This is a genomic window from Vibrio chagasii, from assembly GCF_024347355.1.
Lineage (GTDB): Bacteria > Pseudomonadota > Gammaproteobacteria > Enterobacterales > Vibrionaceae > Vibrio > Vibrio chagasii.
The window spans coordinates 1,373,237-1,400,144 of record NZ_AP025465.1; the positions used below are offsets into that span (position 1 = coordinate 1,373,237).

Here is a 26,908-nt window from a genome sequence, read left to right on the forward strand (position 1 = left end):
TGAACAACACTGCCTCAACCTAGGTTCGGTGAATGTAATCAAACTGTCTCACTTGGTGACGTTTTTGTATCGGTTTCTCTCTGATTTCACAGATTTCAATGAAATTCTGTTTTCTAACGTTAAATTTGCCGTGTTTTTAGTCAATAACTTGTTCTTTTGGCGATTCAATTTGGCATTGGTTGCGTGTTTGATTACTATGTGTAGCTATCTAAAAAAACTAATCATCCGATACGGACACTACCAACTGGTAGATGAGGAAATGATGCAACATCTAGAAGAGATCATTGCTAATGCAACGACTGCTATTGATACAGCAGATTCGTTAGTCGCACTTGATGAAGTGCGAGTTCAGTATTTAGGTAAGAAGGGTGAACTAACTCTTCAACTACAAAGCCTAGGTAAACTTCCACCTGAAGAGCGTCGCACTGCTGGTCAAGAGATCAACAAAGCGAAAGGTGCTGTTCAACAAGCGATCGCAGCTCGCAAAGACGCACTACAACGTGCAGAGCTTGAAGCGAAACTAGCTGAAGAAACTATCGATGTGAGCCTACCAGGTCGTCGCATTGAGAACGGTGGTCTTCACCCAGTTACTCGCACAGTTGAGCGTATCGAACAGTTCTTTGGTGAGCTTGGTTTTAACACTGAGTCTGGCCCTGAGATCGAAGATGCATTCCACAACTTTGATGCACTAAACATCGCAGACGATCACCCAGCTCGTACTGATCACGATACTTTCTTCTTCAACCCTGATCTAATGCTACGTACGCACACTTCTGGTGTTCAAATCCGTACGATGGAAAACGGCAAACCGCCATTCCGCTTCATTGCTCCGGGTCGTGTTTACCGTAACGACTACGATCAAACTCACACGCCAATGTTCCACCAAGTGGAAGGTATGTTAGTTGATGAGAACGTAAACTTCGCACAACTTAAAGGCATTCTTAACGATTTCCTTTGTAACTTCTTTGAAGAAGAAGTTGAAGTGCGTTTCCGTCCTTCATTCTTCCCGTTCACAGAGCCTTCAGCTGAAGTTGACGTGAAACGTAAAGATGGCAAATGGCTAGAAGTTCTAGGTTGTGGCATGGTTCACCCTAACGTACTTCGCTCTGTTGGCATCGACCCTGAGAAATACTCTGGTTTTGCATTCGGTATGGGTGTAGAGCGTCTAACGATGCTTCGTTACGGCGTAAATGACCTTCGTGCGTTCTTCGAGAACGACCTTCGTTTCCTTAAACAATTCAAGTAATCCGGGGCAGTCGAAACTATGAAATTCAGTGAATCTTGGCTACGCGAGTGGGTTAAACCTGCAATTAACAGCGAAGAGCTAGCTCACCAAATCACTATGGCTGGTTTGGAAGTTGACGATGTAGAACCTGTTGCTGGTGAATTCACCGGCGTTAAAGTAGGTAAAGTGGTTGAGTGCGGTCAGCACCCAGACGCAGACAAACTACAAGTAACTAAAATTGATATCGGCGAAGAAGAGCTGTTAGACATCGTATGTGGTGCATCTAACTGTCGTCTTGGCCTAACTGTAGCAGTAGCAACAGTTGGCGCAGTACTGCCTGGTAACTTCAAAATCAAGAAAGCAAAACTACGTGGCGTTCCATCGCACGGCATGCTTTGTTCTTTCTCTGAGCTAGGTATCGACGTAGAGTCTGACGGCATCCTTGAGCTGCCAGAAGGCACAACGCTAGGTATGGACGTACGTGAGCTTCTTGAGCTTAACGACGTAACTATCGACGTAGACCTAACAGCAAACCGCGCAGACTGCTTCAGCATCCGTGGCCTTGCTCGTGAAGTTGGCGTACTAAACCGTGCAGACGTTACAGAGCCTGCAGTAGAAGCTGTTGCAACAAGCATTGAAGACACAGTATCTGTTGAAATCAAAGCAACTGATGCTTGTCCACGTTACCTTGGCCGTGTGGTTAAGAACGTAAACGTGAAAGCGGAAACACCAATCTGGATGCAAGAAAAACTGCGTCGTTGTGGTATCCGTTCAATCGACTCAGTTGTAGACATCACAAACTACGTGATGCTAGAGCAAGGCCAACCAATGCACGCATTCGATCTAGCTAAGATCGAAGGTGGCATCGTGGTTCGTCTAGCAGAGCAGGGCGAAAAACTAACACTTCTAGATGGCAACGAAGCTGAACTAAACAGCAACACGCTTGTTATCGCTGACCACAACAAAGCACTAGCAATCGCTGGTATCTTTGGTGGTGAAGAGTCTGGTGTAACTACTGAAACTACAGACGTACTTCTAGAAGCAGCATTCTTCGCACCTGATCACATCCGTGGTCGCGCACGTGCTTACGGCCTGCACACAGATTCTTCTCTACGTTTCGAGCGTGGTGTTGATTCAACACTTCAAGCAGCAGCAATGGAGCGTGCAACACAGCTTCTAGTTGATATCTGTGGTGGTGAAGTTGCGCCAGTAAACGGCAGCGAATCTGAAGCTGATCTACCAAAAGCAAACGTAGTATCTCTGCGTCACGTTAAGCTAGACAGCCTACTAGGTCACGAAATCCCATCTGAAGACGTGGTAGAAATCCTAACTCGTCTAGGTTGTGAAGTGGAAACTACGGACGCTGGTTGGACGGCAACGTCTCCATCTTGGCGTTTCGATATCGCAATCGAGCAAGACCTAATTGAAGAAGTAGGTCGTATCTACGGTTACGATAACATTCCAAACCAAGCGCCTAAAGCGGCACTTAAAATGAACGACCACAAAGAAGCTGACCAACCGCTTAAGCGCGTTCGTGACCTTCTTGTAGACCGTGGTTACCACGAAGCAATTACATACAGCTTCGTAGAACCAGAACAGCAAAAACTGATCGTTCCAGATGTTGAGCCGCTAATCCTGCCATTCCCAATCTCTGCGGACATGTCAGCTATGCGTCTTGGCCTAATCCAAGGTCTTCTAAACACAGTTGTTCACAACCAGAAGCGTCAACAGCCACGCGTTCGTCTATTCGAATCTGGCCTACGTTTCATCCCTGAAGAAACAGCTGAAAACGGCATGCGCCAAGAAATGATGCTTGCGGGCGTTATCTCTGGTACTCGTGGCGAAGAGCACTGGGACGTTGCAACTAACACTGTTGACTTCTTCGACCTAAAAGGCGACCTAGAAGCAGTTCTAGAGCTAACAGCGAACGAAAAAGCTTACAGCTTCAAAGCAGCTAAGCACCCAGCACTTCACCCAGGTCAAACTGCGGCTATCGTAGTAGACGCTGGTTTAGAAACAGAAAGGGAAGTGGGTATCATTGGTACTGTTCACCCAGAACTAGAGCGTAAGTTTGGTCTAAACGGCCGTACTATCGTATTCGAAATCGAATGGGCAGCTATCAACACTCGCGAGCTTCCAGAAGCAGTTGCAGTATCTAAGTTCCCTGCAAACCGTCGTGATATCGCGGTTGTTGTTGACGAAGCAGTAGCTTCTGGCGACATCGTAGAAGCGTGTATCGCAGCTGGTGGCGAATTCCTAACAGACGCTAAACTGTTCGACGTTTACGTAGGTAAGGGCGTAGAAGAAGGCAAGAAGAGCCTAGCTATCGCACTGACTCTACAGTCTGTAGAACGCACGCTAGAAGATGCAGACATCGCTGGTTCAGTAGATGCTATCGTAGCTTCAATCTCAGAGAAATTCGGCGCAGCACTTCGCGACTAATCCCTTCTGATAGATAGAAAAATCAAAGGCCTCGCATTGCGAGCAATGTAGATCAGATAAGGATCGGTTGACCGATCCTTCTTCTGAGAGATAATCGGAAGCCTGTTTCTAGGCTTCCGATTTTTTATGTCTATCCAAAACTATTTTGTCGATTTCCTCGAAGAAAATCCTGTTGATGTAGCTCAACTCACCACTTTCTCTGAACATATCCCAGATGAATGGGTTGTTAAGGCAGCTAGTCTTTCTGATAAAGCGACTATTCGCCGACGTCGACTACCAAGTGACATGGTCTTGTGGTTAATTGTCGGCATGGCCTTCTTCCGTAATGAACCAATTGCCGAAGTCGCACGAAGAATGAATGTCTGTGCGGATGGCTTGGCTGATGAAGAGTTATTAGCAAAAAGTGCTTTAACCCAGGCAAGACAACGTTTAGGCAGTGCTGCACCAGAGTGGTTGTTTAAACAATGTGGGCGAACGTGGGGTCTTGAACGATACCGTGATGATACGTGGCAAGGATTACAAGTTTTTGCTGTAGACGGTGCTCTTTTTCGCACCGCGGATACGCCCGAACTTAGAGAGCACTTTGGCTCGGGTAATACCTCGAGTAGCAGGCAGACACCACATCCAATGCTAAGAGTTGTGACTATGATGAATGTCCGTTCTCATGTCATCGTTGACGCTGCCATAAGCCCTTATCGGCGTGGTGAAATCCCACTTGCTATGCCCTTCATCGACTCTTTACCAGATAACTCTGTGACGTTACTAGATAAAGGTTTTTACGGTGCAGACTTACTTCTCTCTCTTCAAAATAGCGGTATTAATAGACATTGGTTGATACCAGCAAGGAAAGGGTTGAAATACACACTTTTAGATGAAGAAGAAAGCAATGATATGCTCATCGAAATGAACGTCTCACCGCAAGCTCTCAAAAAGAACCCTAGTTTACCTGAAAAATGGCAAGTCAGAGCGGTGACCTATGAAGTACAAGGTAAGCAGAAAACTGTTTTTACATCCCTTCCAAGAGCAGACTACGACGCGAAAGCGGTAGCCGAACTTTATCATGAACGTTGGGAAATCGAATTAGGTTATCGTGATATCAAAAGCTCAATGCAACACAATGCCTTAGTATTACGCAGTAAAACAGTAAACCTTGTTTATCAAGAACTCTGGGGGCTGTTGCTTGGTTATAATTTGGTAAGACGTGAAGCAAGTCAGGCAGCAGTTGAACATGGAAGAATGCCGAATGAAATTAGCTTTAAATACGCTTGTCAGTTTATAGCGAGCCAACTGAAGGTGATGAGTAAAGCGATATCGCCAGGCAATACACCTAAGCGTTTAAAGAGTCTAAGGGGAGACTTATCAGTCCTCTTTATAGACAAACGCCCTAAGCCTAATCGGCCTAGGGCGGTAAAAATATCAAAGACTCGCTACCCAATTAATCGCAAAGCAGCTCCGCTTAAGTGAACTACATTGCTCGCATTGCGAGGCCTTTTTTGGTTATTGGAGAAGGATATAAACTCTTCACTGGATAAAAACTAATTCGAAAAATCACGAATGTGCGACTCGTGAATAACTTTTCTTTATCGAAAAATTATCGAAATCTATTCTTATTGTGATAGTAGTAGACTCATACTTGTTGAGTGCGAAAGGGTTACTAGAATGGCAAAAGGCTGAGAACTAAGTTGCTTGAAATTGTGAGAGCAATAGCTAGAGGAAAAAGCCGAGTCTTATTTGACTCGGCCCATTTTTAAGTCGATATGTTAATCATCATGCTGCTTGAGCAACGATATGTTGTGCTGCTTTGTTAGCATCATCCACTTTGAATACTCTGATTTCTTCTTTGTCTGCAATCTCTTCAATCATTTCAAATGAGTTTTTAAGCTTATGAATCATAGCGTCAGTTAAAGTTACATCTGTAAATGATGGGGCGCCAATAATTACTTCATACTTGTCCGGTTTAAACAAAAGATCTGATTTTTTCAATGCTTCAATATCGAATATTCGGGCTTTAATATTAGTGAGTGAGCTAGACAAATTGTTAGGGACTAGTAACCCAAAATTGGTCGCATACTTTTCGTTCAGAAAACCGATACTTGTCAGAGTTTCGCTTCCCGCAACTCTAACTCTTTGGTTGAATGATGGTATAAGTGAAGGCTTTAGTTGTTCAATTTCCCTTTGAATACTGGTCGAGAACTTATTGTTTGACCTCTTGGGACGACTTTCTGGAGTTGTAGAAATTCCTTCGGACAAAAGGTTACTTAGGCTTGAGCTGAATCTTACAGCTTGCTCAATTACTCCAAGTAAATCTATATCTACTGCAACTTGAATTGGACCAAGAGTCACTCCATCTATAGGAGAGCGCCACTCCATAACAGGCTTTGAGCAATTCAAATGACGGGTTAATGTATCAGTTGTCATCTTAATCAAACTTCTCATGTTAGCATTCTGAGAACCATATAAATAGCTCAAGACATCATCACTTAATGTACTCACAACTCGAAAATCATTATCTTCCCCAATAGCACAAATGGCGATTGTTATACGTTCCCCTGAGCCGATTATAGGCTCGAGTTGGACGGCACACCAATTTGCTTTATACAGCGGTAGAGGAGGAAATTTATCGTAAAAGGCTAATTTATTCATAAGTTAACAATTTCCTTTTGTCTCAACTTTATACGTTCATCGAAAAGTACGCGAAGGTGTTCTAATCGAACTGACAGAAAATCGATAACAGCGACAATATCTTCATCATCTAAGAACTGTGTAGCCCCTGACTTTTCAGATAATAAGGCGAAAGGCAGTTCATTAAGCTGGGGAATTATGTCAGATTCAACTTTCTTTCGAACTCGATGCTTATCAAGCTCATTGATCTCAGAAAAATAAGTCCGTAGTAGTTGGTTGTCATTTGTCGCCTTATCAACTTCTAGAGCTTCGGGTATTGCCAACTCGTGGTCGATGAAATACATGTCACTATCACCGCCATAAAGAATGTTGGAGAAGTGCCTGTCACTATTAGCAATCCATTCATCAAACACAGATACATCTAATAGCTGTGGGTGTTTAGCTAAAACTTCAAAAGCTTTTTCATGGTTAATGTCTTCGCTGAACATTCTTAATAAGCTTGGGTGTTGAACGTCTTCAGAACCATATGCTAGTACTTGCTGATCTTCGCTAAACGCGCTGATTGCCTCGGATGTAATTAAAACAATAGATGGCTTAGGAATAGGTAATCCTAGCTCTCGCCCTAAGAGAGCGCATGCACATTCAACAAAAATTGAACGAGGTTCTATTAATTTAACAAAGGCGGGTTTTATGCCAGATTCTGTTTGAATATGAGCTCGCCATGTGGGGTTTCTATTTAAATCTCGAAAAGGTACAGCGCCAGGTAACATCCTAGCCAGTTCTACATTGTCCATTGTTGTTATCTTATTGATATAAAAGAGCCCCCGTAAAGGAGGCTCTATAAGGGAATTTAGCCGTTAATGCTCTAAGCGTTTGGCTCATTGGATGGTGCTAACTTTTGAAGCCTTTTAAGGCGCATTTTTTCTTTATATGCTTCCAATGATTGAGAGTTAGATTCATATTCTTGGAAAAAGTCATCACTAATTGCTTCAAGAGCAGATTGGTACTTTACAAGTGAGTCATTACTTTTTGTTATAGTAATCTTGCTGTTTGATTGTTCTTTTATCATAAAGCATACTCCTTAGATACCATAAGTTTGCTTAGTATAGATAGCCAGTTAATCATTACGTCGTTGAATTCTCGAGAGATTTTCTCTGTCGATTCATCAAGCCAAAAACAAACGTCAGCGCTATCATTCATTTCTAGAACTAAAACACCGACCATTTTCTTGCTAGAGGTGTTAATCGCTGTCTCATTTCGTACTAAATTATGGTTTTCGAATATCGGTAAACAAAGTCTAGTATACGGTTTTCCATTTTTCTTCTGACCCGATTGAATAACGGGGTTATTTTTATGCCAACAGGTGTATACATCAGACTTGCTCATCTTATCAAAAACATATGCGTTGCGAAAGTGGATATCGCTGCCTAAACCTCTCCAACAAATGGCAACAACTTCAGAATCATCATTTTTCACAGAAGAATACAACCATGATCTTACCGACACACCCTCAAACGAAGAGACTGCTAGAATTGCTTCAAGTATATTGAGGTAAAGCTCGGAACCATAAAGGGCGCGAGCCAACTTTGTTGGGTCCCCATTAGCCGCTAGCGCCTTTGACGTAAGTGGGTCGCTCTCGAATGAACGTTTAGCACTTGCTTTACCAGTTTCATACATCTCAAGAATGGAAATATCCTTTAACTCAAAATCAAGTGTATTTATATAGTTGGGTACCCTTACTTGTACTGGTATAGCATCAATTATCGAAGAGAGGATACCGTCACTAGCCTCTAGGGACGTAGTAATGAGGCTCCAAGCAAACTGTATTGCGTTAGGCTTTTCGTATTTGGATTGCTCAAGATCGCACTCTTTATATAGATCAAATGCATAAGTTGGCAGTTTTTTATGGTTTTTATCGTTAAAAATAAATGATGGTAAGTTACAAGAAAGTCCGCCATCGACTAAAAGTCTATTTTCTTGAAGAGTCGAATTAGGCTCAAAGACTAATGGATACGAGGACGAAGCACACACGGCAGCTATGACGCAACTATCTTTGGTCGTTGGGTTAACTCGGTCAAAAACAACGGCTTCACCACGATGAACATCACTAGTTATAACCTTTAACTCCACTTTTGTTACATCATAGAGGTTAGCGAAGCTAATTGTCCCTTTCATGAGTTCTCTGTTGAGACTAGGGTGCTTAGCTTCAAGCAATAACCATAAAATGCTTTCTAGCCGAGTGGTTTTATAAAGTCCATTGTTCGCAAGAGATTTGCTTAGTACTCGATAGTTTAAGATCGTCTTAGATGACGTTAAGTAGTAAAAGAGGGGAGAAGCTATCATTTTAGCTTTCCTAAAAGTCGATTGACTAAACTTATCGAACCATTCCTTAGTGTCTGAGAGCTTTTTTCCATTACCATCTTCGAGGAAGTCACTAAAGCGATAGAATAGCAAGATTGCGAGTAACTCTTTAGGCTGGTAACCAATAGAAGCAAGAAATGCTACGATACTGCCAGCTGATGCACCGCCGTATCCTACAAATTTAATATTACTTTCGTCTGCAGCAGCTAAAGCACCGGCGAGTGCCGCACCTTTTACACCACCACCCTCAAATACTGCGTAGGCTTCCATATGGCTTATCATTCTATTAATTTGGCTGCATACTAACACAAGCTGATTTTACCAAGCAATAAAGTTGATACGACTAAGTTATTAAATTCAATAGGATGTTTGGCTTATGAATGTTAATGAGATCAAACAATCTAACTAAAAGATCGCCCAAAAATTTGGGCACAATGGGTCAGGTCTTGTCTTTCGCTAGCTTCTACTTTGCGTCTAAATCACCCTTGACCCGTCTACAACTTCACACTTTATAGTGTCTATATTGATTGAGAGGGGCGCTTTCTGTGTTCCCTCCAAAGTAAGTAGAGAGACACTATGAAACGTTTAATTCTGAACATCACACTCTTGTTATTCACGGCGCTTGGTAGCTTTAATGCCATGGCTCATGATTCAACGATTAGGTACGGTATTGCGATATCTCACGATGGTGAACAAATTGCGTATGGTAAAAGTGGGAGTGGGGATACGGCGCTGATATTCATTCACGGCTGGAGCCTAGACAGCAGGCTATGGCAAAACCAAGTAAGTGAGTTTTCAAAGCACTACCAAGTAATGACTATGGACTTAGCAGGGCATGGTAACTCATCGTTTAACCGTGAAGAGTACACCATGGTTGCGTTCGCCGAAGACATCAAAGCAGTCATTGAGAAAGAGCAGCTCGAATCTGTCATCTTAGTCGGGCATTCCATGGCGGGTGGTGTGATTGCAGAAGCAGCTAAACTGATGCCGCAAAGAGTGAAGGGCATTATTGGTGTCGACACATCGCAAAACGTTGCACTCGCGGTTTCACAACGCGACCTAGATGCAATGACCAAACCGTTTGAAGCAGACTTCCAAGCGGGCATTACTATGTTCGTGAAAGACTCGTTGCCAAAAGATGTAGAAGCGGATTTACTTTACTGGGTAACGCAAGACATGGCATCAGCACCGCCAGCTATCGCGATAAACCAGTTCCGTCATTATTTAGGTCAATACGTAACAGGCGAAGCCCACCGTGTGTATGAGAGCGTGAACGTGCCAGTGATATTGGTTAACGCTCGCCTATGGCCAACGGATTCAGAAGCGAACAAGAAACACATTAAGGATTACAGTATTTACTACATTGAAGACTCAGGCCACTTCCCAATGCTTGAGCAACCACAGCAGTTCAACACAACCTTGATGAAAGCGGTTAAGTCAGTGAAGTAGGGCGGTTGTAATTGTTTTATTGAAAAACTCAGGCCTCGCGTGTGCGGGCCTATTCTTGATAAGGAGCAGGGTGCTAATTGTAAATGGTACAAAAGCGAGCCAACATACACCTCCCGACCTCCAAGGTGGACATACTATAAATCAAGGCAGTCAAGGCTAACTTATCCCTAATGGAGGCGAATTTTATAACTCTTTTACAAGGCAGTATGTGACATGGCCTTTGGGGTAATCGGGTAACTCACCAAAAACTTTATAGCCACGCTTCTCGTAAAAAGGCTTTGCTTGAAAAATGAGTGTTTCAGTTCGCATGTAACTGAAGCCTTGTTCTTTAGCAAAGGTTTCAGCGGCATCCATTAGTTTGTTTCCGACCTCCTGACCTCGATTCTCATCGGATAGCCATAGTAATTCAAGGATGCAATAGTTCCAGAAAGCACAAGCCCTAACTCCACCTAATACATTAACATTATCGTCTTTTGCAAAGGCCGCAAATCTTGTGTCTGGTTCAAATACCACAGCATCAGGTATGTGTTTTTGATTGAAGGATTGAATGCCCTTACTTATGGTTTCAAGGTCGTTTTTATTGGGATTAGTGGTTACTTCTATTCTCATTTTATATCCGTAATTTTTGAGCTACATCCCTATTATGCACATATAATCATCAAGAGTAATGATACCCCTCTATTCTGTAGGCGCTAGCAAGGTATAAGAGGAAAGAAATCCATCATCGCCTGTTTATTTTTAGGTGAGGTTTGGTCTGTCTGGTGGAAGGGAAGTAAAAATGTCTTATGTCGACACAGTTATTCAAACATAGAGCCTTGATGCTTGGCACATATCGCTTCTTTTAGCGCCGACTGATCTTTCTTGGCACAAATTGGCTATAACTAAATGTTGCGGGTGAAGCCCTCATCCAAAAAAGAGTTGGAGGAGTGAGATGAAAGATGAAGTCATACTAGTGACGGAAGATGATGTGGAAGTCGGTCACTGCGAAAAATTGAAAGCCCATATAGACGGGAAATTGCATCGCGCTTTCTCATTGATGATCGCAAAGAAAACGGTCGATGGGTATGAGTTTTTGCTTCAAAAACGTGCATCTGGGAAGTACCACAGTGGCGGTAAATGGAGTAACAGCTGCTGCTCTCACCCGCGTCCAGGTGAAGCCTTAGAAAGTGCGGTTCAGCGTCGTGTTGGCGAGGAGCTAGGTACCAGCAAGCTATTAAAACTCAGCTCTCTCGGGTCATTCATTTATCAAGCACAACTCGAAAACAACCTTACAGAGCATGAGCTCGACCACATTTTCTTAAGCTTTACTAATCAGCCCTTGTTATCCCCAAACGAATCTGAAGTGAGCGAGGTTGAATGGTTTTCAATCGAGTCCATCCAAGAGATCCTTCACCAACAGCCTGAAGCGTTTACGGTTTGGTTCCCCGACGTTTTTTTTAAAGTGGTCGAGCACCTTAAGGTGGAGTCAGAGAGCGCTGACTAACGCCAATTTACAAATAAGATTTAACGCTGCTTATCATCATTACTGCCCTCGTTGGACTCAGTCTCTTTACGCACAATTTCTAGAGATTCATCCATTTTTAGGAAGTAAGCATGTCGGGTTTGCGTTGAAATAATGTGTGGTAGGGCGATAGCACACACTTGGAAAAGAGTTGTATTCAGAAAGTATTTACATTAGGAAAATGCAGATAGCTATTCGCATGAGAATATTAACCAGTTAATAACTCTAACTTGCCCATTGAGGCCACATAACCCTCTCGATCCTTTTAAATACATTATCAGTTTCCACTTAAACCGCTTTCATTTGCTTTCTCCACTCAATCTAAATCTCATTGTCAATAAATTTATGTTTCAAAAGTTTCTGGTTTGTTATTTTTGTGATCGTGTTTTAACATTTAATCGTAAGGTCTTGAGAAAAGCGAGGAATTCACGAGCAGTACTCGCGATAACCATAGCTAAAGTGAGATGAAAATTATGGAAATTAAACTACTATCAGCAAAGCTCGGCGTGCTGAAATCGACATCTTTCAAAACAAACGTAATCGCAGTAAGCATGTTCGCTGCATTTTTCTATTCAGGCAGTGCTAATGCCGCTGCAAACCTCAAACCAGATGACTTTGTAGGAATATCTTTTTGGTTAATCTCTATGGCGCTAATGGCGTCGACAGTGTTCTTCTTGTGGGAAACACAAGGGGTGACTGCAAAGTGGAAAACGTCATTGACAGTATCCGCTCTCGTGACTCTCATTGCCGCAGTACACTACTTCTACATGAGAGATGTGTGGGTTGCGACAGGAGAAACTCCAACCGTTTACCGATACATTGATTGGCTCCTTACAGTGCCACTTCTGATGATCGAATTTTATCTCATCCTTAGAGCAATCGGTGCAGCTTCTCCAGGCATTTTCTGGCGTTTGCTCATCGGTACGTTAGTAATGCTGATACCTGGTTTTCTGGGCGAGGCGGGTTATATCAACGTTACCATCGGGTTTGTAATAGGTATGCTTGGTTGGGCCTACATCTTGTATGAAATATTCTTCGGTGAGGCTGGTAAAGCAGCCACTAATCAAGCCAGTGACTCTGTAAGATTTGCTTACAATTTAATGCGCTGGATTGTCACTGTTGGTTGGGCAATTTATCCAATCGGCTATGTTCTAGGATACATGATGGGGGCGGTAGACGAAGCGTCTTTGAACTTGGTTTACAACCTCGCTGATGTAATCAACAAAATTGCTTTTGGTCTGCTTATTTGGTACGCAGCAACTTCTGAAAGCCAAAAGGAAGCTTAGCTGGTTAGAGAGCCGACCTTGTTCGGCTCTCTTTAACTTCGCAGAGTTACACTCACTCACATCAGTACATAGGTGGCACACATGAATAGTCCACTGAGATTGTCATTAGCAGATAAAACCAAAAGCGTGCAAAGACAGTGCGAGCGCTTCCTGAACACCCAAGTAGCCGGTCATCAACCTGCAGACTATCATTTGAAAACCGGTGGTAGCCGTACGAGAATGAATATTTGTATCGATGCTTCCCTCTCTTTGGGATTATCTGACAGCGATGCTGTTAGGCTCTCAGCATCGATAGAGTTGATGCACAACGCATCCCTAGTGCATGACGACATACAAGACCATGATCCAACGCGTCGAGGTATGGAAACGGTGTGGTCTAAATTTGGGCACAATGTTGCTATATGTACAGGCGACTACCTCATCACTAAGGCCTTTGGCTCACTCGCGTCGGTGTCTTGTTCTGGAGCTTTGCCATTGCTGCTGGAAGAGATGCAACAAGCCGTTAGCGAAACGATCTATGGCCAGCTTGAAGACTTAACCACAAAGGAGGTGAACTCAGCTAAGCAATATGAGCAGATTGCGGCGAAGAAAGCCGGTCCGCTACTTTATCTGCCGCTCGTTCTTCCACTCGTAGCGTCCAATGAGACCGTTTCAGTTTCGATAGCTAAGCGTTCTGCAACCAACTTTGCCGTCGCTTACCAGATACTCGATGATTTGTCCGACAGCGTGGATGATGGCTCCAAGTCCCGACCAAACTTGCTCAACTTTTACAAGCAACACAACGATCCATCTACGGCGTATAAGCTGACAGTCCAGCGCGCTCGTTATCTTCTGAAAAGTTGTGAAAGAGACTTTGGAAAACTCCCTAATGATTGCGCTGCAGGGTTTTTGAATAAAACGGTATATTTACTCGGCGAGCTTGAGAGGCATACGCATGAAAGCAGAAACCAATAAGCAGTCTACTCCAAGCGCTGTAGTTATCGGTGCGGGTTTCGGTGGAATCGCTTCAGCCCTAAGGCTAAGAGCCAAAGGCTATGAAGTTGCGATTATCGACAAAGGCGATCAACTGGGAGGCCGGGCTCGGGTGTTTCGTCGTGGTGGCTTCGTTTTTGACGCTGGACCTACAGTAATCACAGCTCCCTTTCTCATCGATGAACTTTTTCAGCTTTTTGGAGAGAAGACGCAAGATTATGTGACTATTGTTCCTGTCTATCCTTGGTACCGTTTTCACTACCATGATGGCTCTACGTTTGACTATGGCGGCTCATTGAACCAAATCCTAGCGGAAATCGAGTCCATTTCACCCGAGGATGTGGACGGATATAAGCGGTTGCTAAGTACATCGAGAGACATTTTTGACATCGGTTTCACCAAGCTTGCCGACGAGCCTTTCGACAAACCAATCTCCATGATCAAGCAGATTCCAAACCTAGTTAAACTTGGATGCTACAAAACAGTCTGGCAACTTGTCTCTGATCACTTGCAACATGAAAAGTTGAGACAAGCTTTCTCGATACAACCTCTATTAGTGGGTGGCAACCCATTTGACACAACCAGTATTTACAACTTAATACACTTTTTGGAACAAAAGTGGGGAGTGCATTTCGCCATCGGTGGTATGGGTGCTCTCGTCAAAGCGCTTGAACAGTTAATGCGAAGTAAAGGCATAAAGATCCGTTTAGGCGAAGAGGTTGAAGGTGTCATCGCTGAGGAAAAGAAAGTGACAGCCGTTGATCTTAAGGGTGGCAAAAGGATCCGGTGCGACATCGTTGTTTCCAACGCGGATCCGGCATATCTCTATAAGAAGATGGTGCCAAGAGATCAACAACGCTGGTCAGCCAAGGTAAAAGCCAAATATTCGAAGTTTTCAATGGGTCTATATGTTCTCTATTTCGGTACGACTAAACGGTTCCCAAATATCGCGCATCACACCATATGGCTAGGAAAGCGTTATGAAAGTCTTCTTGACGATATATTTAATCGCCAAGTACTCGCGGATGACTTTTCTCTGTATGTCCACCGACCAACGGCGACTGACCCAAGTATGGCGCCGGAGGGCTGCGACAGCTTTTACGTATTGGCACCAGTGCCGAACTTACAGTCGGGCGTAGATTGGGAAAAAACCAAGAACCAATATGGCGACCAGATCATTGAGGCACTCAATAATAGTATGATGCCGGGGCTGTCAGATTGTATTGTTGAACGCTTCTGCATGACTCCGAAAGACTTTGAGTGTAACTATAATAGTGTCCATGGTGCGGGCTTCTCAATCGCTCCAACACTCACTCAGTCGGCCTATTTCCGTTTCCACAACCGTGGTGAAGGTCCGGAAAACCTATTTGTGGTTGGCGCGGGTAGCCACCCAGGTGCAGGGTTGCCCGGCGTACTTTGCTCGGCAAAAGTGTTGGATAAAATAGTTCCCTCGGTCGAACCGATGAATGCTAGCGACTCTAACATCATTTGGTTAAAGAGCGATGACCAGCTAACACAGGATATTGCCTCTCCCAGCACTAAAGGGGCTGACCAGGGAAGTGGAGGTTAATTATGAAAAATCCAGCGCTCCTTAGCTTGGCAACTCATGGTAAGACATTCAAATTCGCAAGTCTTCTACTTAGCAAGGCACAGGTAGATCAGGCAGCGAGGCTCTATCAGTTCTGCCGTTGGGTTGACGATATAGCAGATGAAACACAGGACAAAAGCTTTGCGAAAGAGATGCTAGACAACGTGAAGCAACAAATCATTACCGGCAAACCACGTAATAAGATAACCGAAGATTTCCTAATATTGTCCGGTGAATTAGGTATACCCATCAACCATGCTCTGACCCTCATTGATGGTGTTTCTAGTGATTTGAATGAGGTTGCCTTTGTTACTGAAGATGAGCTCATTGAATACGCCTATAAAGTCGCTGGGGTTGTAGGGCTGATGATGTGTCCGATTCTCGATGCTAAGCCGCAAGGTACTGCGCATGCAATCGATCTTGGAATCGCTATGCAACTAACGAATATAGCGAGAGATGTGATGGAAGACGCTCAACTCGGGAGAAGGTACTTGCCTCTTGAATGGTGTGGAGTCAGTACACATCAAATCGTCGAGGACTCAGACACAACGGTTCGGCCACAGGTTATGCAAGCGATCAGACGTACACTCGCGCTGGCAGAGTGCTATTACCAAAGTGCGCGTCAAGGGTATCGTTACCTGCCACCGCAAAGCCACAGAGCAATTGTTGTTGCAGAAGCTGTTTACCGAGAGATAGGAGTAAAACTTGAGCGGCAAGGTCTAAGGTATTGGCAAGGAAGAACCACAATTACGCTCGGGGGTAAATTTTGGTTAGCGTCTTCCAGTTTAATCTCTTTCAAAGTACGCGAGAAAGCACCTCACAATCACGACTTGCACAAACCGTTGAGCAAGATAGTCGGTTTTGACAGGCTTGGGCGTAAATCAAATGGTCTTCCACACCAATAACCGGCCAGTTGTGCCGAGTTCGTCTACAACCCCCCAGTCGGAATATAAAGCTGATCTCGTGATGGTGGGGGTAGGACTCTCCTCTTGCTCGTTAGTACTAGCTCTGATTGAAGCCGGATATTCGGGCGAAATAGTTATGCTTGAGCAAGCCGATGTCGTGAATACCAACAAAACATGGTGTTATTGGAGCGACAAGCATATGCCCCGTTATCTATCTCCTCTTGTGAGTAAGCGGTGGCGTCACTGGCGTGTTGCAGAGACAAAGCAATCTGTTTCTAACAACGAACATGGCTACCATTGCATTAAAGCGGCAGATTTTTTTGATTACTGCTTTGAACGTTTTGCCAATTACGGAAAAGTCACCATGCTTTTCAATAAAGCGGTGGATGATATTGCTGTGGGTACCAGCACGGTCACGGTTCGTTCCAATGATTTCAGCATCACCGCCACACATGGTTTCGACAGTCGTCCTCCACCGCTAACCAATGTTGGTAGAGGTAGCTTGCTTCAGTGTTTCACCGGCGCTTGGGTGGAGAGTACCGAACCCATATTTCACCCTCAAACTGCCCATTTAATGGCGGATATAAAAACCGTAGGTGATGCCATTGAGTTTATTTACATTCTTCCTTTAAGTCGGAGAGAGGCGTTGATTGAAGTAACGCAATTCTCCCCGAAAGCCAAATCATTAAAACGTCTCAAAAAAATGACGCTTGAGGTGCTAGATACTTTTGGCTTGGGTAGCGAAGATGTGACTGGTTGGGAGGGAGGGATCTTGCCGATGACAACCTATACCGACCCAACTATTGTCGATGAAAAAGGTAGTAACACGAGCAACCAATGGCGAAACATAGGTATTAGAGGCAACTGCATTAGAGCGGCTACTGGGTACGCTTTCTCTCGAATTCAACAAGATAGCCAACGCATAGCTCGTCAAATTACAGGGCAAAAAATTGCAACTTACGAAGAAAAGACAATATCGTTGAACGCTGGGCTATACACTTGGTTAGATTCTATCTTCCTAATGGCTCTTACTCAGCGTCCTGAATTGGCACCTGAGGTATTCAAAAGAATGGCGAGGGGAACAACGGGTGAGCAGTTTGCGAGGTTCATGACTGAGCGAGCTTCGGCGCTTGACCTTCTCAAGGTTATTGGCTCAATGCCTAAACGAGCCTTTGTTCGCGCAGCTTGGGAGACAATGATATGGAATCGACGTTGAATCATCCCCAATCTCGGCTTTGGCCATTGTTTTGTGTTTATGCTGCCACTTTGGCATTCCTTAGTTTATGGACATCTCACGGAGACACGGCAGTGCTGGTGCTGATTGCGGTTTTTGGTATACCACACGGGGCCTTAGACGTACTCATGATGATGCGCCTTTCAAAAAATCTTAATGGTCGTGATGGCGTAAATGGACGAGTTCGACTTGGTCTGTATGCGTTGGCCTACTTGGTGGCCGTTATTATCTGTTTGTTTTTATGGATGAAGATACCAACGTTGTGTTTGGTTCTACTGCTGATTCTCGCCGCTGGACATTTTGGGGAAGACTGGTCTCCAATTGCTCGAAAAAGCAGAGTTTTTTTAGGGGTTGTAGTCGTGACACTACCTGCCATTTTCCACCCTAATGCCCTGAGCAGTTACTTCGTTGTTCTGGGGGTAAGTGAGTATCAAGCAAGCAACTTGGTAACTATGATGGCTTTGGCATGTCTTCTATCGTGCATAGTGCTGATTACTCAGTTTACTAACCACTCGATGGAATTTATTCTTTGGGTAATAAGCCTTTTCATTGCCGCTGCGCTCTTACCAGTTCTCCAATATTTTTGCCTATATTTCTGTGCGTTGCATGCGCCGCTTCATACTCTAGACGTCAAACAGACTAACCGATTGTCATGGAACCAAGTATTTAAAGCGGCGTTATTGCCGACTGTTGGGACGGCACTCATTATGATTGCTTTTTTCAACTGGCTTCCAGATAAAGGATTGTCTGCTCAACTTCTTAATACGGTTTTTATCACTTTGTTTGCGCTGACCGTACCTCACCTTTTTCTCACCCGAGTTTACAATGGACGTGTACGAACGCACGAAATGATAGAACCAAACAAATAGTAATGAGAAGGCATATCACTCTGCTGAGCCCAGTTTAGTATTATAGGCAGGTACTTCACGATCGCTTAGTCGTTTCTAGTCATATTCGGCATTTGCCCTAGCATCCCATCTTCGCCGAAATGAAATGTTTCAAGTTGGGCTCTGGGTGTAGAGTTCGACTTTATTGAGCTGGTATGGAGTGCTTCATCTTTTGTGCTAGCGGCGTAAAGCTGCCCAGAAAAAGGAATGCTGGTGTCGTAATTTTCAAACCATACTGCCATTGCTTCCGTTAGCAAATTATCAGATTTGTCGACATGCGCTAAATAAGACCTGTGGTTGGCAAATATTCTTAGGTCATGGACTAAATTGGGCGTGTTGTCATCCTGGAAGACCGCAGCCATCAAAAAGCCTGGAATCTTCTGACGCCATATGTCACAGACGGTCTCGAATGACATACCTAAACTTTGTATTTGACCAGGTTTTACATAACGCTTCGTAAATCCAAATAGCGGAGGCCCTTCTTCTCCACCGCCATCAGACTTCATGAAGCCAGCAAGATTGCTTTTAAATTCGTACTTTATACCCGAAGCTGATTTCGTGCGGATTTTTGTTTCTTCGTTCCATCCGCCAAACACGGTTAACGTATCTGGTTTTTTAGACGAATAATCATAGGCATCCCATACAGGCTCTTTTTCAGTAGATCGAGACAAGTAATCGTTAAACGCATCGGCACTTCGGACCCATAAAATATGCCAATATGTCAGAGGATCTTCCGTATCAGGAAAGGCAAAGATAGCCTTGATGTCAGGGTTTTCTTCGTAAGCTGACTTCGAATGCGTTTGGTACGCCTGCTTAAATTCAGCCAGTTTCTCTTTTTTGATATGACGCTTTCCATAAACAAGAATCGGGGTTACGTGTGCCGAGCCAGAGGGAACAACAGTTTTTTCAAATAGGGGTAAAACGGGGTTTGCTTGTTCGTTATCATCTTTTTTTTTTGCATGTCTTCTCCTAACTGAATGTTCATTTCTATTCTTGATAGTTAAAGTTTAGTTTTGATTCTTTTAGCACGAGCATCTTTTATCTTAGGTTTGATAAAAAACTATGCTGCTTTACGTTCTAAGGACACCTTATACACTGTTATCTCTTGTCTGTTCTGATGCCAACAGACCATCCCTGGTTTTGTGGTACGAAGCGTAATAAGTTGCTGGGTGATTTCTCGTTGTCTCTTCACATTTTTCTTCAGTTAATTCTGAGTGAAATACAAAGCCTAGATACAAAAAAACCTCTGGCGATGAATCACTCAGAGGTCTTTTATTGACGCAAAAAACTACCTCCTGAGTGGCCTCATGGTGGTAGTGGTGTTTTTTGCGTTTAGGTAAATTTTGTTCATGGAGATAATTATTAACACCTTGTAGCGACCCGCACAAGGTAAATTAAGATTCCACTAAATAATGCTCGTGATCATCGTAACAGTATATTCAGCGAGAAATAGTTCCGACTTCCTATCGTGAGGATTTCTCAAGAGCTCACCAAACTTCATTCGAGATAGAGATATAGGGAGGTCTGTTTGGCGCATTTTGACTAGCCTTCAGGGAATATTAACGGTAAGTACGTAATGACAACAACGCATTGAGCCCGCTGATATGTTGAAGAAAGCAGTAAAATCATTGGAGTAGGGCTGTCTATTTGTTTAACAAACCAAAGGACTCCTGATACAGAGCCTTCGGTTAATGAGAAGTTTAAGCTTTTACTCTGGATTGAACAAAAGCCGTTTTCGAAAAGTTAAACATAAGCGAGCAATTAATAAAAATCGTGATGGGAGGCCACTTATTATTGTGCTCAGTATTTACGAGTAAAGATAGATGGAGAATGTCACACAAGAGCAGATTAACTTAAGGGTTTAGTATCACTTAATTCTAATAATAAATATTTGCCCACTATTTGAGGAGATTGTTTATGTTGGTGTTCATCTGTCAGTTTACAGTCGCACAAATCATTAAATTCAGCGAAAGAAACTGGTGGACCTAATATATCCGAGTTCTCATCCATCTTCACGCTCCTTTAAAAAGTTTCAATGCGTGACCAATACACAGATACTAAAAGCGGACTGCACGGTAAAAGCCTGAGATGGTAGGCTTTCACAATAAATGCTTTTGGCTATTTTCTCATGCTATCGCTAATATCACATCTGTAAGTTTAATGTGAGTATTGTTGCCTATTGAGTGTAGGCTAAACTTTTACTGTTATCCTAACTTTTAGGGTAAATATGCTTTCAATCTAGCATGTATAATCCACGAGAGACGTTAGGAGATGAATGTCAGCACTTTATGATTTTAAAGAAAGCAAGTTCGTTGTTTTGTTTTTTTGCAAAAGTAACAAGTTCATCAGTGGCAGACTGACACTGCTGCACGGCATTTGCATTTTCATTGACGAGGTCGCGTGCTTTGATCGTAGTGACTGCAATACTTTCTGTAACAGAAAACTGTTGATGAGAAGCTGTAGCAACTAATGCATTCATATCTGAAATTGTTTTAACCGACGCATCAATGTCTTTAAATGCAGCCATCACTTTTTCCGATATATCAACCGATGCTCTTATCGACTCTACATCTGATACGATATTGTCGTTCGCCTGCTTTGATTGGTTTTGCAAGCGCGTGATGATCTCTTGAATGCTGCGTGTAGATTCTTGTGTCTTACCCGCTAAACTTCGAACTTCATCTGCGACCACCGCGAAACCACGACCTTGCTCTCCCGCTCTAGCTGCTTCAATTGCAGCATTCAGCGCCAATAAGTTTGTTTGTTCTGATATAGAACTAATAATATTCGTCACTTCACTTATGTTTATTGCACTATTCATTAGATCTTCAATCAACTCCGCCGTCACTTGAATAGATCCGCTCATTCGCGAAGTAAGTTCTGTTGATTCTTGCAGTAAGTGACTCCCACTTTCGACACTCGACAAAGCCATTCTCGTTTGTTCTTCTGCTTGAGTCGCATTTGAGGAGACTTCACTAGCGGTACTAGATAGTTGGTTGATAGCTGTAGAAATTTCGTCAACCTGAGCTAATTCAGTCTGAGCATTCTTCGCTGTACTCTCCATTACTGTTGATAGCTTACCGGTTGCTAAATTAGATTGTTCTGAAGACAACGTCAGTTCATTAATTAATGAGGTCAATTGCGCCATTGAACGGTTAAAACACTGTCTAATTTTGTAAAACTCATTCTTGGAGGGTTCAGCATTTATTAGCTTAATCTCACCTTTAGCAAAGCAATCTATGGCTACTGAGATATCGTCAACATTTTTTAGAATTGTTTTGCTGGCAAGAAAAAGAATAAGTGCTGAGATAAGCCAACTGATGCCTAAAGTGATTAAAGTCCATCGCTCAAGATTTTCCAATGATACCCTCTGATCAATGGCGCGCTGAATAAGCAATGCCTCCTCTCTTCCAGATGCTTCATCAAGTATCCTTCTTATCTTGTCAACATACGCTTTTCCTGTCGCTTTGTTCACAAATTCAGAAGCTGCTTGGTGCGAGCCAATTTCCCTAATCGCGATACCAGCATCCAAGACTTCACTTTGCCAATTGTTCACCTCGGCATGAACCGAGTTAAAAGCTATCGTTTGGGTGTTGTTGTCTTTAGTGAGTTCAATCAATCCCTTAAGAGCCACATGAATTTTCTTTTTACCTTGGTAATAGGGTGCAAGGAAACTCTTGTTCCCCGTAATCATATAACCCCTGTATCCAGTTTCCATATTAACAACTTGCTCGACTGCTTTATCGACCTCAAGCATCACTCGATATGTATGATTAACCCAATGACTATTTTCACGGATAATTTTATTGGAAGAACTAATAACCAAAAACATTGTTAGGCATGACAATGATATTGCTGACATTATAATAATAAATAACCATTTTGTAGGTGTGTTTTCTAACCTTGACATATAAAATCCATTTTATGACGTTGACTGATTTGAGGTTTAGTATATGAAACAATACACCATGCGCTTGTTATACCCTAGACACATTATTAAATAGCAGTCATTCAAAAATGGTATAGATTAAACCACTTTACTAATGTGGTTAATGGTGGGAGAATTCATTTAAGATTAGAACTATCAGTAATAATCATGGATATAGAATCTTTAAAGATGTTTGCAGTTTTAGCCGAACACTTAAACTTTACCGAAGCTGCAAGCACATTAGAAACAAGCCAGCCTACCTTAAGTCGGAAAATTAGAAATTTAGAAAAAAAACTCAATGTGACATTGGTTCATCGAATCGGAAATAAGATTAGCCTCACACCGCATGGTGAAAATTTTTTGGAGTCCACATTAGATATTTTAAGCTTAGTCGAATACAGCGTCGAAAAGCTCCAAGTCCAAAAACAAGGTATAAACGGTCGGTTACGTATAGGGAGTTTATCTTCCATGTCGAGATTTTTAGTGCAAAACTTTCTACCTACATTCCACCAAAAATTTCCCAACATTGATATCCATTGGCGTACCTTATCTGTCGATAACTTAAAAGTGATGGATAATATAGACTTGGTTATTTCTCCCATAGAACCTAATGACGACAGGATTGTTTGTCGTAAGTTATCTCAGTTCCAGCGCGCTTGTTACGCTTCACCTAAATACCTCAACGAAGCGAGTATGCCGACATCCGTTGATGAACTGAAACAACACCAGTGTATTACCCAGGTGAACAGGGTAGGAGTCGAACGCTATTGGAAATTGGAAAACTCAGATGGAGAAAGACGCGAGGTTAGTGTGGAAGGACAAATGACAACAGATTCCATCGACATTGCAACTTCTATGGCGTTAGAAGGCTTAGGTATTGCCTTACTTCCGATTACGCATGCTAGAGAGTATGTGTTAAGTGGTCAATTAATACCGTTGTTCCATAACTTATGGTTCGAAGTAAATCATCTCTATGCTTTCTATAAGCCAAGTCTACATACTCCTAATCGTTTTAAGTTATTTATTAATGAGCTTGAAGAGTTTCGAAAGCAGTGGCAAAACGGACTCAGCTACACTTAAATGATTGGACCAAAAATGGGGAGCGGGAAGTTGCTAGATAGGTAAAACTAAGGCCTCGTGATCACTTGGCCTTAGTTTTTGAGAATCGTTGAGCCTGCATTTCTAAAAACTCGACTATGTAGGTCGGTACTGATAATACTAATCTTTATTATCAGCGCTTGATACCATTTTCTCCTATGTTTGGTACAAGCAATTCTTACATCAAACCGGCAAAATAATGAATTCTTTCACTTTTATGAGAATCGATTATTTCTTGTTTTGAGAGTCTTGAATTTTTTTTGCAATCCACTGATGCAAATGAAGCCCCGTTTGACGCTCTAAGAGTAAATCTATCCCAACTAAAATTAACAGTCCAATTATTGTACCCATAATCATCTCCACACTTGTTATCGTTTGTAATTCAATTAAATCAATACGTGTTAGTATTTTTAATCCATCGATTTCATCATTTCATCTATATCAAATCCACCAAGTTCCTTTAGGTTATTCTTAATCTCCTCATCTATAGATAATTGACGTTCAACTTGTTTTAATTTTTTCTCAAGAAACTTTTCAACTTCTTGGGATACATTGAACATAAGCCCTTGTTCACGCGCTGCTTTTCTCGCTAGTTTAAGGCGAGCATCCAAGTCTGAAGGGATTTTGATGTTCAGTGATACTTTGGATTGTTTTTTTTGCAATGACATGTTTGTTCTCATTTTTAACTTGAGAATACTATAAAGTTTTCTACCTTTTTAGCAAGAAAATTTTAAAGTTTACCTCTGTCTGAAGCAAAACAAACACCACATCAAGGCGAAAATATCTAATATTTATTGAGACTTAGTCCCACCTCAATGTTAGACGATATAGCCCAGCTTAGTGTGATCTACGTTAAATAAGTCGAGTCAGTGCAGTAAATTGACAGCAAAGTGATGTTTACACACTGCCAGCTCCCGCAGTAAGAACCCCTACCAATAGTTGCGACTTCGCCAAGGTTTCTAATTCATGGTCACACATTGATTTAAACGTTTCATGCGCAATTTGGCTATTTTCTGCTTCTATAATGTCACCTATTGGCTCGAACTCTTGCTCAATAAGTTGAGCGTTTTCTCTCGCAAATGAGTCACTATGTACATCTAAATGTGTTGACGTTGTATCTTTCTTATAAAATTGAAATGAAGCCATATTTACGACCTGTGTGGTCATTAAGTATTCGGATTATGGTGGTTAATGACATATTCAACATCAACAAGTTCTGTGAATAAAAGTGTGTCCAGATATTTAGAGCTTTTTATCTATTAGATCAACTATGGCATGAAGAAGTAGAGGCTTGGAGTGCGGAGGTTAGTCGAGGAAGATAAATTCGTAAGCTGACTCGGAATGTTTTTGGTAAGCATCTCTAGATTTAGCACGTTTCTCTTGTCATATAACGCATGCTGCAAACAAGAATCGGTGTATTTTGTGCCTTGTCCGTGATGGCGGTAGTGCCAGGGGAAAGCGCGTTTTCGACGCTAAAGTAAATTGGGTTCTCGGAGTTGATAAATAACTCTGTATGAACCTTTATGAGACGACTGAAGTGTTAAAATATACAGGATTGCATCGTGTAAATCAGGCAAGGCTTGAATAAACTATTGTTCATCTGAATTTCTGACGGTACATTGAAGGTGATGTGCCTTTGTACTTTTTAAACAGGCGATTAAAGTTAGAGCGATTAGTATAGCCTACTCTTTCTGCAATTAAGCTAATGGGCTGCGACGTTGTTGTGAGCAATTGCGAAGCATGATTCAACCTTAACTTTGTTAAATAGGTGATGTAACTTTCGTTAAAGTGTTGTGTGAACCAACGATGTACAGTGTTTTCACTTACATGTACGTAATTAGCAAGCTTTTTCAAAGTAATATCTGATGAATAGTGCAGATCTATGTACTGGCAAACCTTATCTATTTTGCTGAAATCATTACTAGCCTTTTCTTTTTCTCCTCGCGAATAATAGGGCAGTAGCTCGATAACATGTTGATCAGAGCACAGTTCTCCCAAAACCTGAATGAAGACTGCAAGCTGCGCAATTGGGGATAGTTCACTAAAGTTAATGAGGTGTTGGTAAACCTTCTCTGCTGTTTGTGTTGTAAACCTTATACCTTTGTTGGCATTGCGAATGATAGGAGCCAACTGTCGAAGCTCGGCACTGCTGTACATGAGTTGGCCGATCCACTCCTCTCTGAACCAGATGACATGAGTTTCACACGGATGTTTTTCATCTGAATCTCGTGATTCGAAGCTATGGGCAAGGCCTGGGCCAATTAGTAGTAGTTCGTTGTGTTTTATCTGCCCTTCAAAGGTTTCAATTCTCGATTTACCTTGAAAGTTGCGATGCAAAACCAGTTCAAATTCTTGATGAGCATGCCAGCTTTCCGGTTTGAAGGTTTCTTCAAAATTTTTTATAGCGCCAGGACCAGCCATGCCTTTGAGGTACTTTCTGTATTGTTGCTTTCATTCCAAGCCGTTTTAAATTACTGGTTATGTGAACGCATATTGACACGTATTTTTCAATTATCAATAAAAGTATCACTTTTTAGTGGAATAGTATCACTAATGTAAGGTAGGGCTGATATGTTTGAATCATCGTCAAAGAGTACAGGAGAACACAAGCATGTCTGAATACTTGAATCGTTTAATACCAAAGCTTACCTCACTTGTGGAGGTCAACCAAAAGGCGTTATCTCAAGCAACGGAGTTATTTGCTCAAGCTATTGTTAACGACAATATGATACAAGTCCTAGGGACAGGTCACTCGCACATGGTTGGTCTAGAGGGATTTATTCGAGCTGGTGGCCTTGGTAATGTCAATGCTATCTTAGACTCGGTGCTACTAACCAATGATGGTGCACTAAGAGGTTCGGCTATGGAAAAGTTGCCAGGATTAGCCGAAGTTATTTGGAATGAACAGAATATTTCAGCTAATGATGTAGTGATGGTCATTTCTAATTCAGGGCGGAATGCTCTCCCAATAGAGTTCGCACAGATTGCTAAGTCTAAAGGACATCAAGTTATTGCGATAACGTCGATCGAACAGTCGTCGAAATATCCAAGCCGCCATAGCTCTGGTCTAAAGTTGATGGATATTGCTGATATTGTTATTGATAATCAGGTTCCGCCTGGTGATGGCCTATGTAATGTAAACGGAAAAGTGACGGGCGCTTTTTCAAGCATAGCGGGCATTATGATCATGAACATGTTAGTTGTGGAGTCCCAGAAAGCAGCATTAAATCAAGGTTCTACACCGCTAATTTTCTCGAGTCAGAATGTTGATGGTTTCGACAATGACTATGTATATCAGCATTTTGGATCTCGATTAAAATCTATGTAGATAGGCGCTAGACAATTAGCATTGAAGTAACAATGGGTAAGCGATATGTTTCGATTACACCCGATAGGATGTTCCAAGCTAA

Annotated in this window: 25 protein-coding genes; 13 read left to right on the forward strand and 12 right to left on the reverse strand. The window is 42.5% G+C overall.

The genetic code is table 11. The features are described from left to right. Positions 1-262 precede the first annotated feature (262 nt). The 3 genes from pheS (at position 263) to OCV52_RS06345 (ending at position 5,131) form a co-directional block, all read left to right on the forward strand. The gene (gene pheS, locus OCV52_RS06335; RefSeq protein ID WP_004741591.1) at positions 263-1,246 is read left to right on the forward strand and encodes a phenylalanine--tRNA ligase subunit alpha; all 984 of its coding nucleotides are present in this window, start codon (positions 263-265) and stop codon (positions 1,244-1,246) included. Positions 1,247-1,264: 18 nt separating this feature from the next. Beyond that, positions 1,265-3,667 carry a phenylalanine--tRNA ligase subunit beta gene (gene pheT, locus OCV52_RS06340; protein ID WP_137407497.1) on the forward strand — a complete coding sequence of 801 codons (2,403 nt, stop codon included), beginning with the start codon at positions 1,265-1,267 and terminating at the stop codon, positions 3,665-3,667. Positions 3,668-3,793: 126 nt separating this feature from the next. Beyond that, a complete protein-coding gene (locus OCV52_RS06345; protein WP_137409200.1) occupies positions 3,794-5,131 on the forward strand; it encodes an IS4 family transposase in 1,338 nt (445 codons plus the stop codon). A 303-nt stretch (positions 5,132-5,434) separates the two neighbouring features. On the opposite strand, the gene OCV52_RS06350 is transcribed toward OCV52_RS06345, so the two are convergent. The 4 genes from OCV52_RS06350 to OCV52_RS06365 all read right to left on the reverse strand — a co-directional run bounded on the left by OCV52_RS06350 (position 5,435) and on the right by OCV52_RS06365 (position 8,920). After that, on the reverse strand, positions 5,435-6,310 hold the full coding sequence (locus OCV52_RS06350) for a hypothetical protein (protein WP_137408870.1): 876 nt from the start codon (positions 6,308-6,310) through the stop codon (positions 5,435-5,437). Beyond that, complete coding sequence (locus OCV52_RS06355; protein WP_137408871.1) at positions 6,307-7,083, reverse strand: HipA family kinase; 777 nt, start codon at positions 7,081-7,083, stop codon at positions 6,307-6,309. Before OCV52_RS06355 ends, OCV52_RS06350 begins: the two co-directional genes overlap by 4 nt. Positions 7,084-7,154: 71 nt before the next feature. After that, positions 7,155-7,358: a hypothetical protein gene (locus OCV52_RS06360; RefSeq protein WP_050654454.1), complete on the reverse strand. Its 204-nt coding sequence runs from the start codon at positions 7,356-7,358 to the stop codon at positions 7,155-7,157. Further along, positions 7,355-8,920 (reverse strand): patatin-like phospholipase family protein, encoded by a 1,566-nt coding sequence (locus OCV52_RS06365; protein ID WP_170222475.1) that lies wholly within the window; start codon positions 8,918-8,920, stop codon positions 7,355-7,357. Before OCV52_RS06365 ends, OCV52_RS06360 begins: the two co-directional genes overlap by 4 nt. Positions 8,921-9,226: 306 nt before the next feature. On the opposite strand from OCV52_RS06365, the gene OCV52_RS06370 reads away from it, so the two are divergent. Beyond that, positions 9,227-10,099, forward strand: a complete 873-nt coding sequence (locus tag OCV52_RS06370) for an alpha/beta fold hydrolase (protein ID WP_137408873.1) — start codon at positions 9,227-9,229, stop codon at positions 10,097-10,099. 183 nt (positions 10,100-10,282) lie between these two features. Here the strand turns inward: OCV52_RS06370 and OCV52_RS06375 are convergent, their stop codons facing one another. Then, complete coding sequence (locus tag OCV52_RS06375; protein WP_137408874.1) at positions 10,283-10,708, reverse strand: GNAT family N-acetyltransferase; 426 nt, start codon at positions 10,706-10,708, stop codon at positions 10,283-10,285. Positions 10,709-11,030: 322 nt separating this feature from the next. On the opposite strand from OCV52_RS06375, the gene idi reads away from it, so the two are divergent. The 7 genes from idi to OCV52_RS06410 all read left to right on the forward strand — a co-directional run bounded on the left by idi (position 11,031) and on the right by OCV52_RS06410 (position 18,454). Then, positions 11,031-11,582, forward strand: coding sequence for an isopentenyl-diphosphate Delta-isomerase (gene idi / locus OCV52_RS06380; protein ID WP_137408875.1), 552 nt, complete (start codon positions 11,031-11,033; stop codon positions 11,580-11,582). A 491-nt stretch (positions 11,583-12,073) separates the two neighbouring features. Continuing rightward, complete coding sequence (locus OCV52_RS06385; RefSeq protein ID WP_137408876.1) at positions 12,074-12,886, forward strand: bacteriorhodopsin-like; 813 nt, start codon at positions 12,074-12,076, stop codon at positions 12,884-12,886. Positions 12,887-12,967: 81 nt separating this feature from the next. After that, entirely contained in the window at positions 12,968-13,840 is an 873-nt protein-coding gene (locus tag OCV52_RS06390; protein ID WP_137408877.1) for a polyprenyl synthetase family protein, read from the forward strand. Beyond that, positions 13,821-15,428, forward strand: coding sequence for a phytoene desaturase family protein (crtI, locus tag OCV52_RS06395; RefSeq protein WP_137408878.1), 1,608 nt, complete (start codon positions 13,821-13,823; stop codon positions 15,426-15,428). Before OCV52_RS06390 ends, crtI begins: the two co-directional genes overlap by 20 nt. A 2-nt stretch (positions 15,429-15,430) precedes the next feature. Then, on the forward strand, positions 15,431-16,351 hold the full coding sequence (locus tag OCV52_RS06400; RefSeq protein WP_137408879.1) for a phytoene/squalene synthase family protein: 921 nt from the start codon (positions 15,431-15,433) through the stop codon (positions 16,349-16,351). 61 nt (positions 16,352-16,412) lie between these two features. Beyond that, the gene (locus tag OCV52_RS06405; RefSeq protein ID WP_261900873.1) at positions 16,413-17,567 is read left to right on the forward strand and encodes a lycopene cyclase family protein; all 1,155 of its coding nucleotides are present in this window, start codon (positions 16,413-16,415) and stop codon (positions 17,565-17,567) included. Continuing rightward, positions 17,552-18,454 (forward strand): Brp/Blh family beta-carotene 15,15'-dioxygenase, encoded by a 903-nt coding sequence (locus OCV52_RS06410; RefSeq protein WP_137408881.1) that lies wholly within the window; start codon positions 17,552-17,554, stop codon positions 18,452-18,454. The genes OCV52_RS06405 and OCV52_RS06410 overlap by 16 nt, the downstream gene beginning before the upstream one ends. 65 nt (positions 18,455-18,519) lie before the next feature. On the opposite strand, the gene OCV52_RS06415 is transcribed toward OCV52_RS06410, so the two are convergent. From OCV52_RS06415 to OCV52_RS06425, 3 genes are all read right to left on the reverse strand, one after another. Next, the gene (locus OCV52_RS06415; protein ID WP_233090536.1) at positions 18,520-19,143 is read right to left on the reverse strand and encodes a hypothetical protein; all 624 of its coding nucleotides are present in this window, start codon (positions 19,141-19,143) and stop codon (positions 18,520-18,522) included. 1,177 nt (positions 19,144-20,320) lie between these two features. Then, on the reverse strand, positions 20,321-20,482 hold the full coding sequence (locus OCV52_RS06420; RefSeq protein WP_170222476.1) for a hypothetical protein: 162 nt from the start codon (positions 20,480-20,482) through the stop codon (positions 20,321-20,323). A 268-nt stretch (positions 20,483-20,750) separates the two neighbouring features. Further along, complete coding sequence (locus tag OCV52_RS06425) at positions 20,751-22,382, reverse strand: methyl-accepting chemotaxis protein (RefSeq protein ID WP_137408883.1); 1,632 nt, start codon at positions 22,380-22,382, stop codon at positions 20,751-20,753. Positions 22,383-22,568: 186 nt separating this feature from the next. On the opposite strand from OCV52_RS06425, the gene OCV52_RS06430 reads away from it, so the two are divergent. Continuing rightward, positions 22,569-23,480: a LysR family transcriptional regulator gene (locus tag OCV52_RS06430; RefSeq protein ID WP_170222477.1), complete on the forward strand. Its 912-nt coding sequence runs from the start codon at positions 22,569-22,571 to the stop codon at positions 23,478-23,480. Positions 23,481-23,726: 246 nt separating this feature from the next. On the opposite strand, the gene OCV52_RS06435 is transcribed toward OCV52_RS06430, so the two are convergent. The 4 genes from OCV52_RS06435 to OCV52_RS06450 all read right to left on the reverse strand — a co-directional run bounded on the left by OCV52_RS06435 (position 23,727) and on the right by OCV52_RS06450 (position 25,919). Further along, positions 23,727-23,849: a hypothetical protein gene (locus OCV52_RS06435; RefSeq protein WP_261900862.1), complete on the reverse strand. Its 123-nt coding sequence runs from the start codon at positions 23,847-23,849 to the stop codon at positions 23,727-23,729. Positions 23,850-23,908: 59 nt separating this feature from the next. Further along, positions 23,909-24,166: a hypothetical protein gene (locus tag OCV52_RS06440; RefSeq protein ID WP_105025161.1), complete on the reverse strand. Its 258-nt coding sequence runs from the start codon at positions 24,164-24,166 to the stop codon at positions 23,909-23,911. A gap of 229 nt (positions 24,167-24,395) precedes the next feature. Beyond that, entirely contained in the window at positions 24,396-24,644 is a 249-nt protein-coding gene (locus tag OCV52_RS06445; RefSeq protein ID WP_137408884.1) for a hypothetical protein, read from the reverse strand. Between the two features lie 450 nt (positions 24,645-25,094). Next, positions 25,095-25,919 (reverse strand): AraC family transcriptional regulator, encoded by an 825-nt coding sequence (locus tag OCV52_RS06450; protein ID WP_240700704.1) that lies wholly within the window; start codon positions 25,917-25,919, stop codon positions 25,095-25,097. A 190-nt stretch (positions 25,920-26,109) separates the two neighbouring features. Here OCV52_RS06450 and OCV52_RS06455 point away from each other — a divergent pair, with 190 nt between their 5' ends. Beyond that, positions 26,110-26,826: a sugar isomerase domain-containing protein gene (locus OCV52_RS06455; RefSeq protein WP_137408885.1), complete on the forward strand. Its 717-nt coding sequence runs from the start codon at positions 26,110-26,112 to the stop codon at positions 26,824-26,826. The last annotated feature ends 82 nt before the right edge of the window (positions 26,827-26,908 follow it).

Excerpts from the sequence above, each read along its gene's own strand:
- OCV52_RS06450 (WP_240700704.1), bottom strand. The coding sequence starts at position 25,919 with ATGGCTGGTCCTGGCGCTATAAAAAATTTTGAAGAAACCTTCAAACCG.
- OCV52_RS06440 (WP_105025161.1), bottom strand. The coding sequence starts at position 24,166 with ATGTCATTGCAAAAAAAACAATCCAAAGTATCACTGAACATCAAAATC.
- pheS (WP_004741591.1), top strand. The coding sequence starts at position 263 with ATGCAACATCTAGAAGAGATCATTGCTAATGCAACGACTGCTATTGAT.
- OCV52_RS06385 (WP_137408876.1), top strand. The coding sequence starts at position 12,074 with ATGGAAATTAAACTACTATCAGCAAAGCTCGGCGTGCTGAAATCGACA.
- OCV52_RS06410 (WP_137408881.1), top strand. The coding sequence starts at position 17,552 with ATGGAATCGACGTTGAATCATCCCCAATCTCGGCTTTGGCCATTGTTT.
- OCV52_RS06365 (WP_170222475.1), bottom strand. The coding sequence starts at position 8,920 with ATGGAAGCCTACGCAGTATTTGAGGGTGGTGGTGTAAAAGGTGCGGCA.
- OCV52_RS06360 (WP_050654454.1), bottom strand. The coding sequence starts at position 7,358 with ATGATAAAAGAACAATCAAACAGCAAGATTACTATAACAAAAAGTAAT.
- idi (WP_137408875.1), top strand. The coding sequence starts at position 11,031 with ATGAAAGATGAAGTCATACTAGTGACGGAAGATGATGTGGAAGTCGGT.
- crtI (WP_137408878.1), top strand. The coding sequence starts at position 13,821 with ATGAAAGCAGAAACCAATAAGCAGTCTACTCCAAGCGCTGTAGTTATC.
- OCV52_RS06455 (WP_137408885.1), top strand. The coding sequence starts at position 26,110 with ATGTCTGAATACTTGAATCGTTTAATACCAAAGCTTACCTCACTTGTG.
- OCV52_RS06375 (WP_137408874.1), bottom strand. The coding sequence starts at position 10,708 with ATGAGAATAGAAGTAACCACTAATCCCAATAAAAACGACCTTGAAACC.
- OCV52_RS06350 (WP_137408870.1), bottom strand. The coding sequence starts at position 6,310 with ATGAATAAATTAGCCTTTTACGATAAATTTCCTCCTCTACCGCTGTAT.
- OCV52_RS06405 (WP_261900873.1), top strand. The coding sequence starts at position 16,413 with ATGGTGGGGGTAGGACTCTCCTCTTGCTCGTTAGTACTAGCTCTGATT.
- OCV52_RS06435 (WP_261900862.1), bottom strand. The coding sequence starts at position 23,849 with ATGGGTACAATAATTGGACTGTTAATTTTAGTTGGGATAGATTTACTC.
- pheT (WP_137407497.1), top strand. The coding sequence starts at position 1,265 with ATGAAATTCAGTGAATCTTGGCTACGCGAGTGGGTTAAACCTGCAATT.
- OCV52_RS06430 (WP_170222477.1), top strand. The coding sequence starts at position 22,569 with ATGGATATAGAATCTTTAAAGATGTTTGCAGTTTTAGCCGAACACTTA.
- OCV52_RS06355 (WP_137408871.1), bottom strand. The coding sequence starts at position 7,083 with ATGGACAATGTAGAACTGGCTAGGATGTTACCTGGCGCTGTACCTTTT.
- OCV52_RS06400 (WP_137408879.1), top strand. The coding sequence starts at position 15,431 with ATGAAAAATCCAGCGCTCCTTAGCTTGGCAACTCATGGTAAGACATTC.
- OCV52_RS06445 (WP_137408884.1), bottom strand. The coding sequence starts at position 24,644 with ATGGCTTCATTTCAATTTTATAAGAAAGATACAACGTCAACACATTTA.
- OCV52_RS06370 (WP_137408873.1), top strand. The coding sequence starts at position 9,227 with ATGAAACGTTTAATTCTGAACATCACACTCTTGTTATTCACGGCGCTT.
- OCV52_RS06345 (WP_137409200.1), top strand. The coding sequence starts at position 3,794 with ATGTCTATCCAAAACTATTTTGTCGATTTCCTCGAAGAAAATCCTGTT.
- OCV52_RS06390 (WP_137408877.1), top strand. The coding sequence starts at position 12,968 with ATGAATAGTCCACTGAGATTGTCATTAGCAGATAAAACCAAAAGCGTG.
- OCV52_RS06425 (WP_137408883.1), bottom strand. The coding sequence starts at position 22,382 with ATGTCAAGGTTAGAAAACACACCTACAAAATGGTTATTTATTATTATA.
- OCV52_RS06420 (WP_170222476.1), bottom strand. The coding sequence starts at position 20,482 with ATGGATGAGAACTCGGATATATTAGGTCCACCAGTTTCTTTCGCTGAA.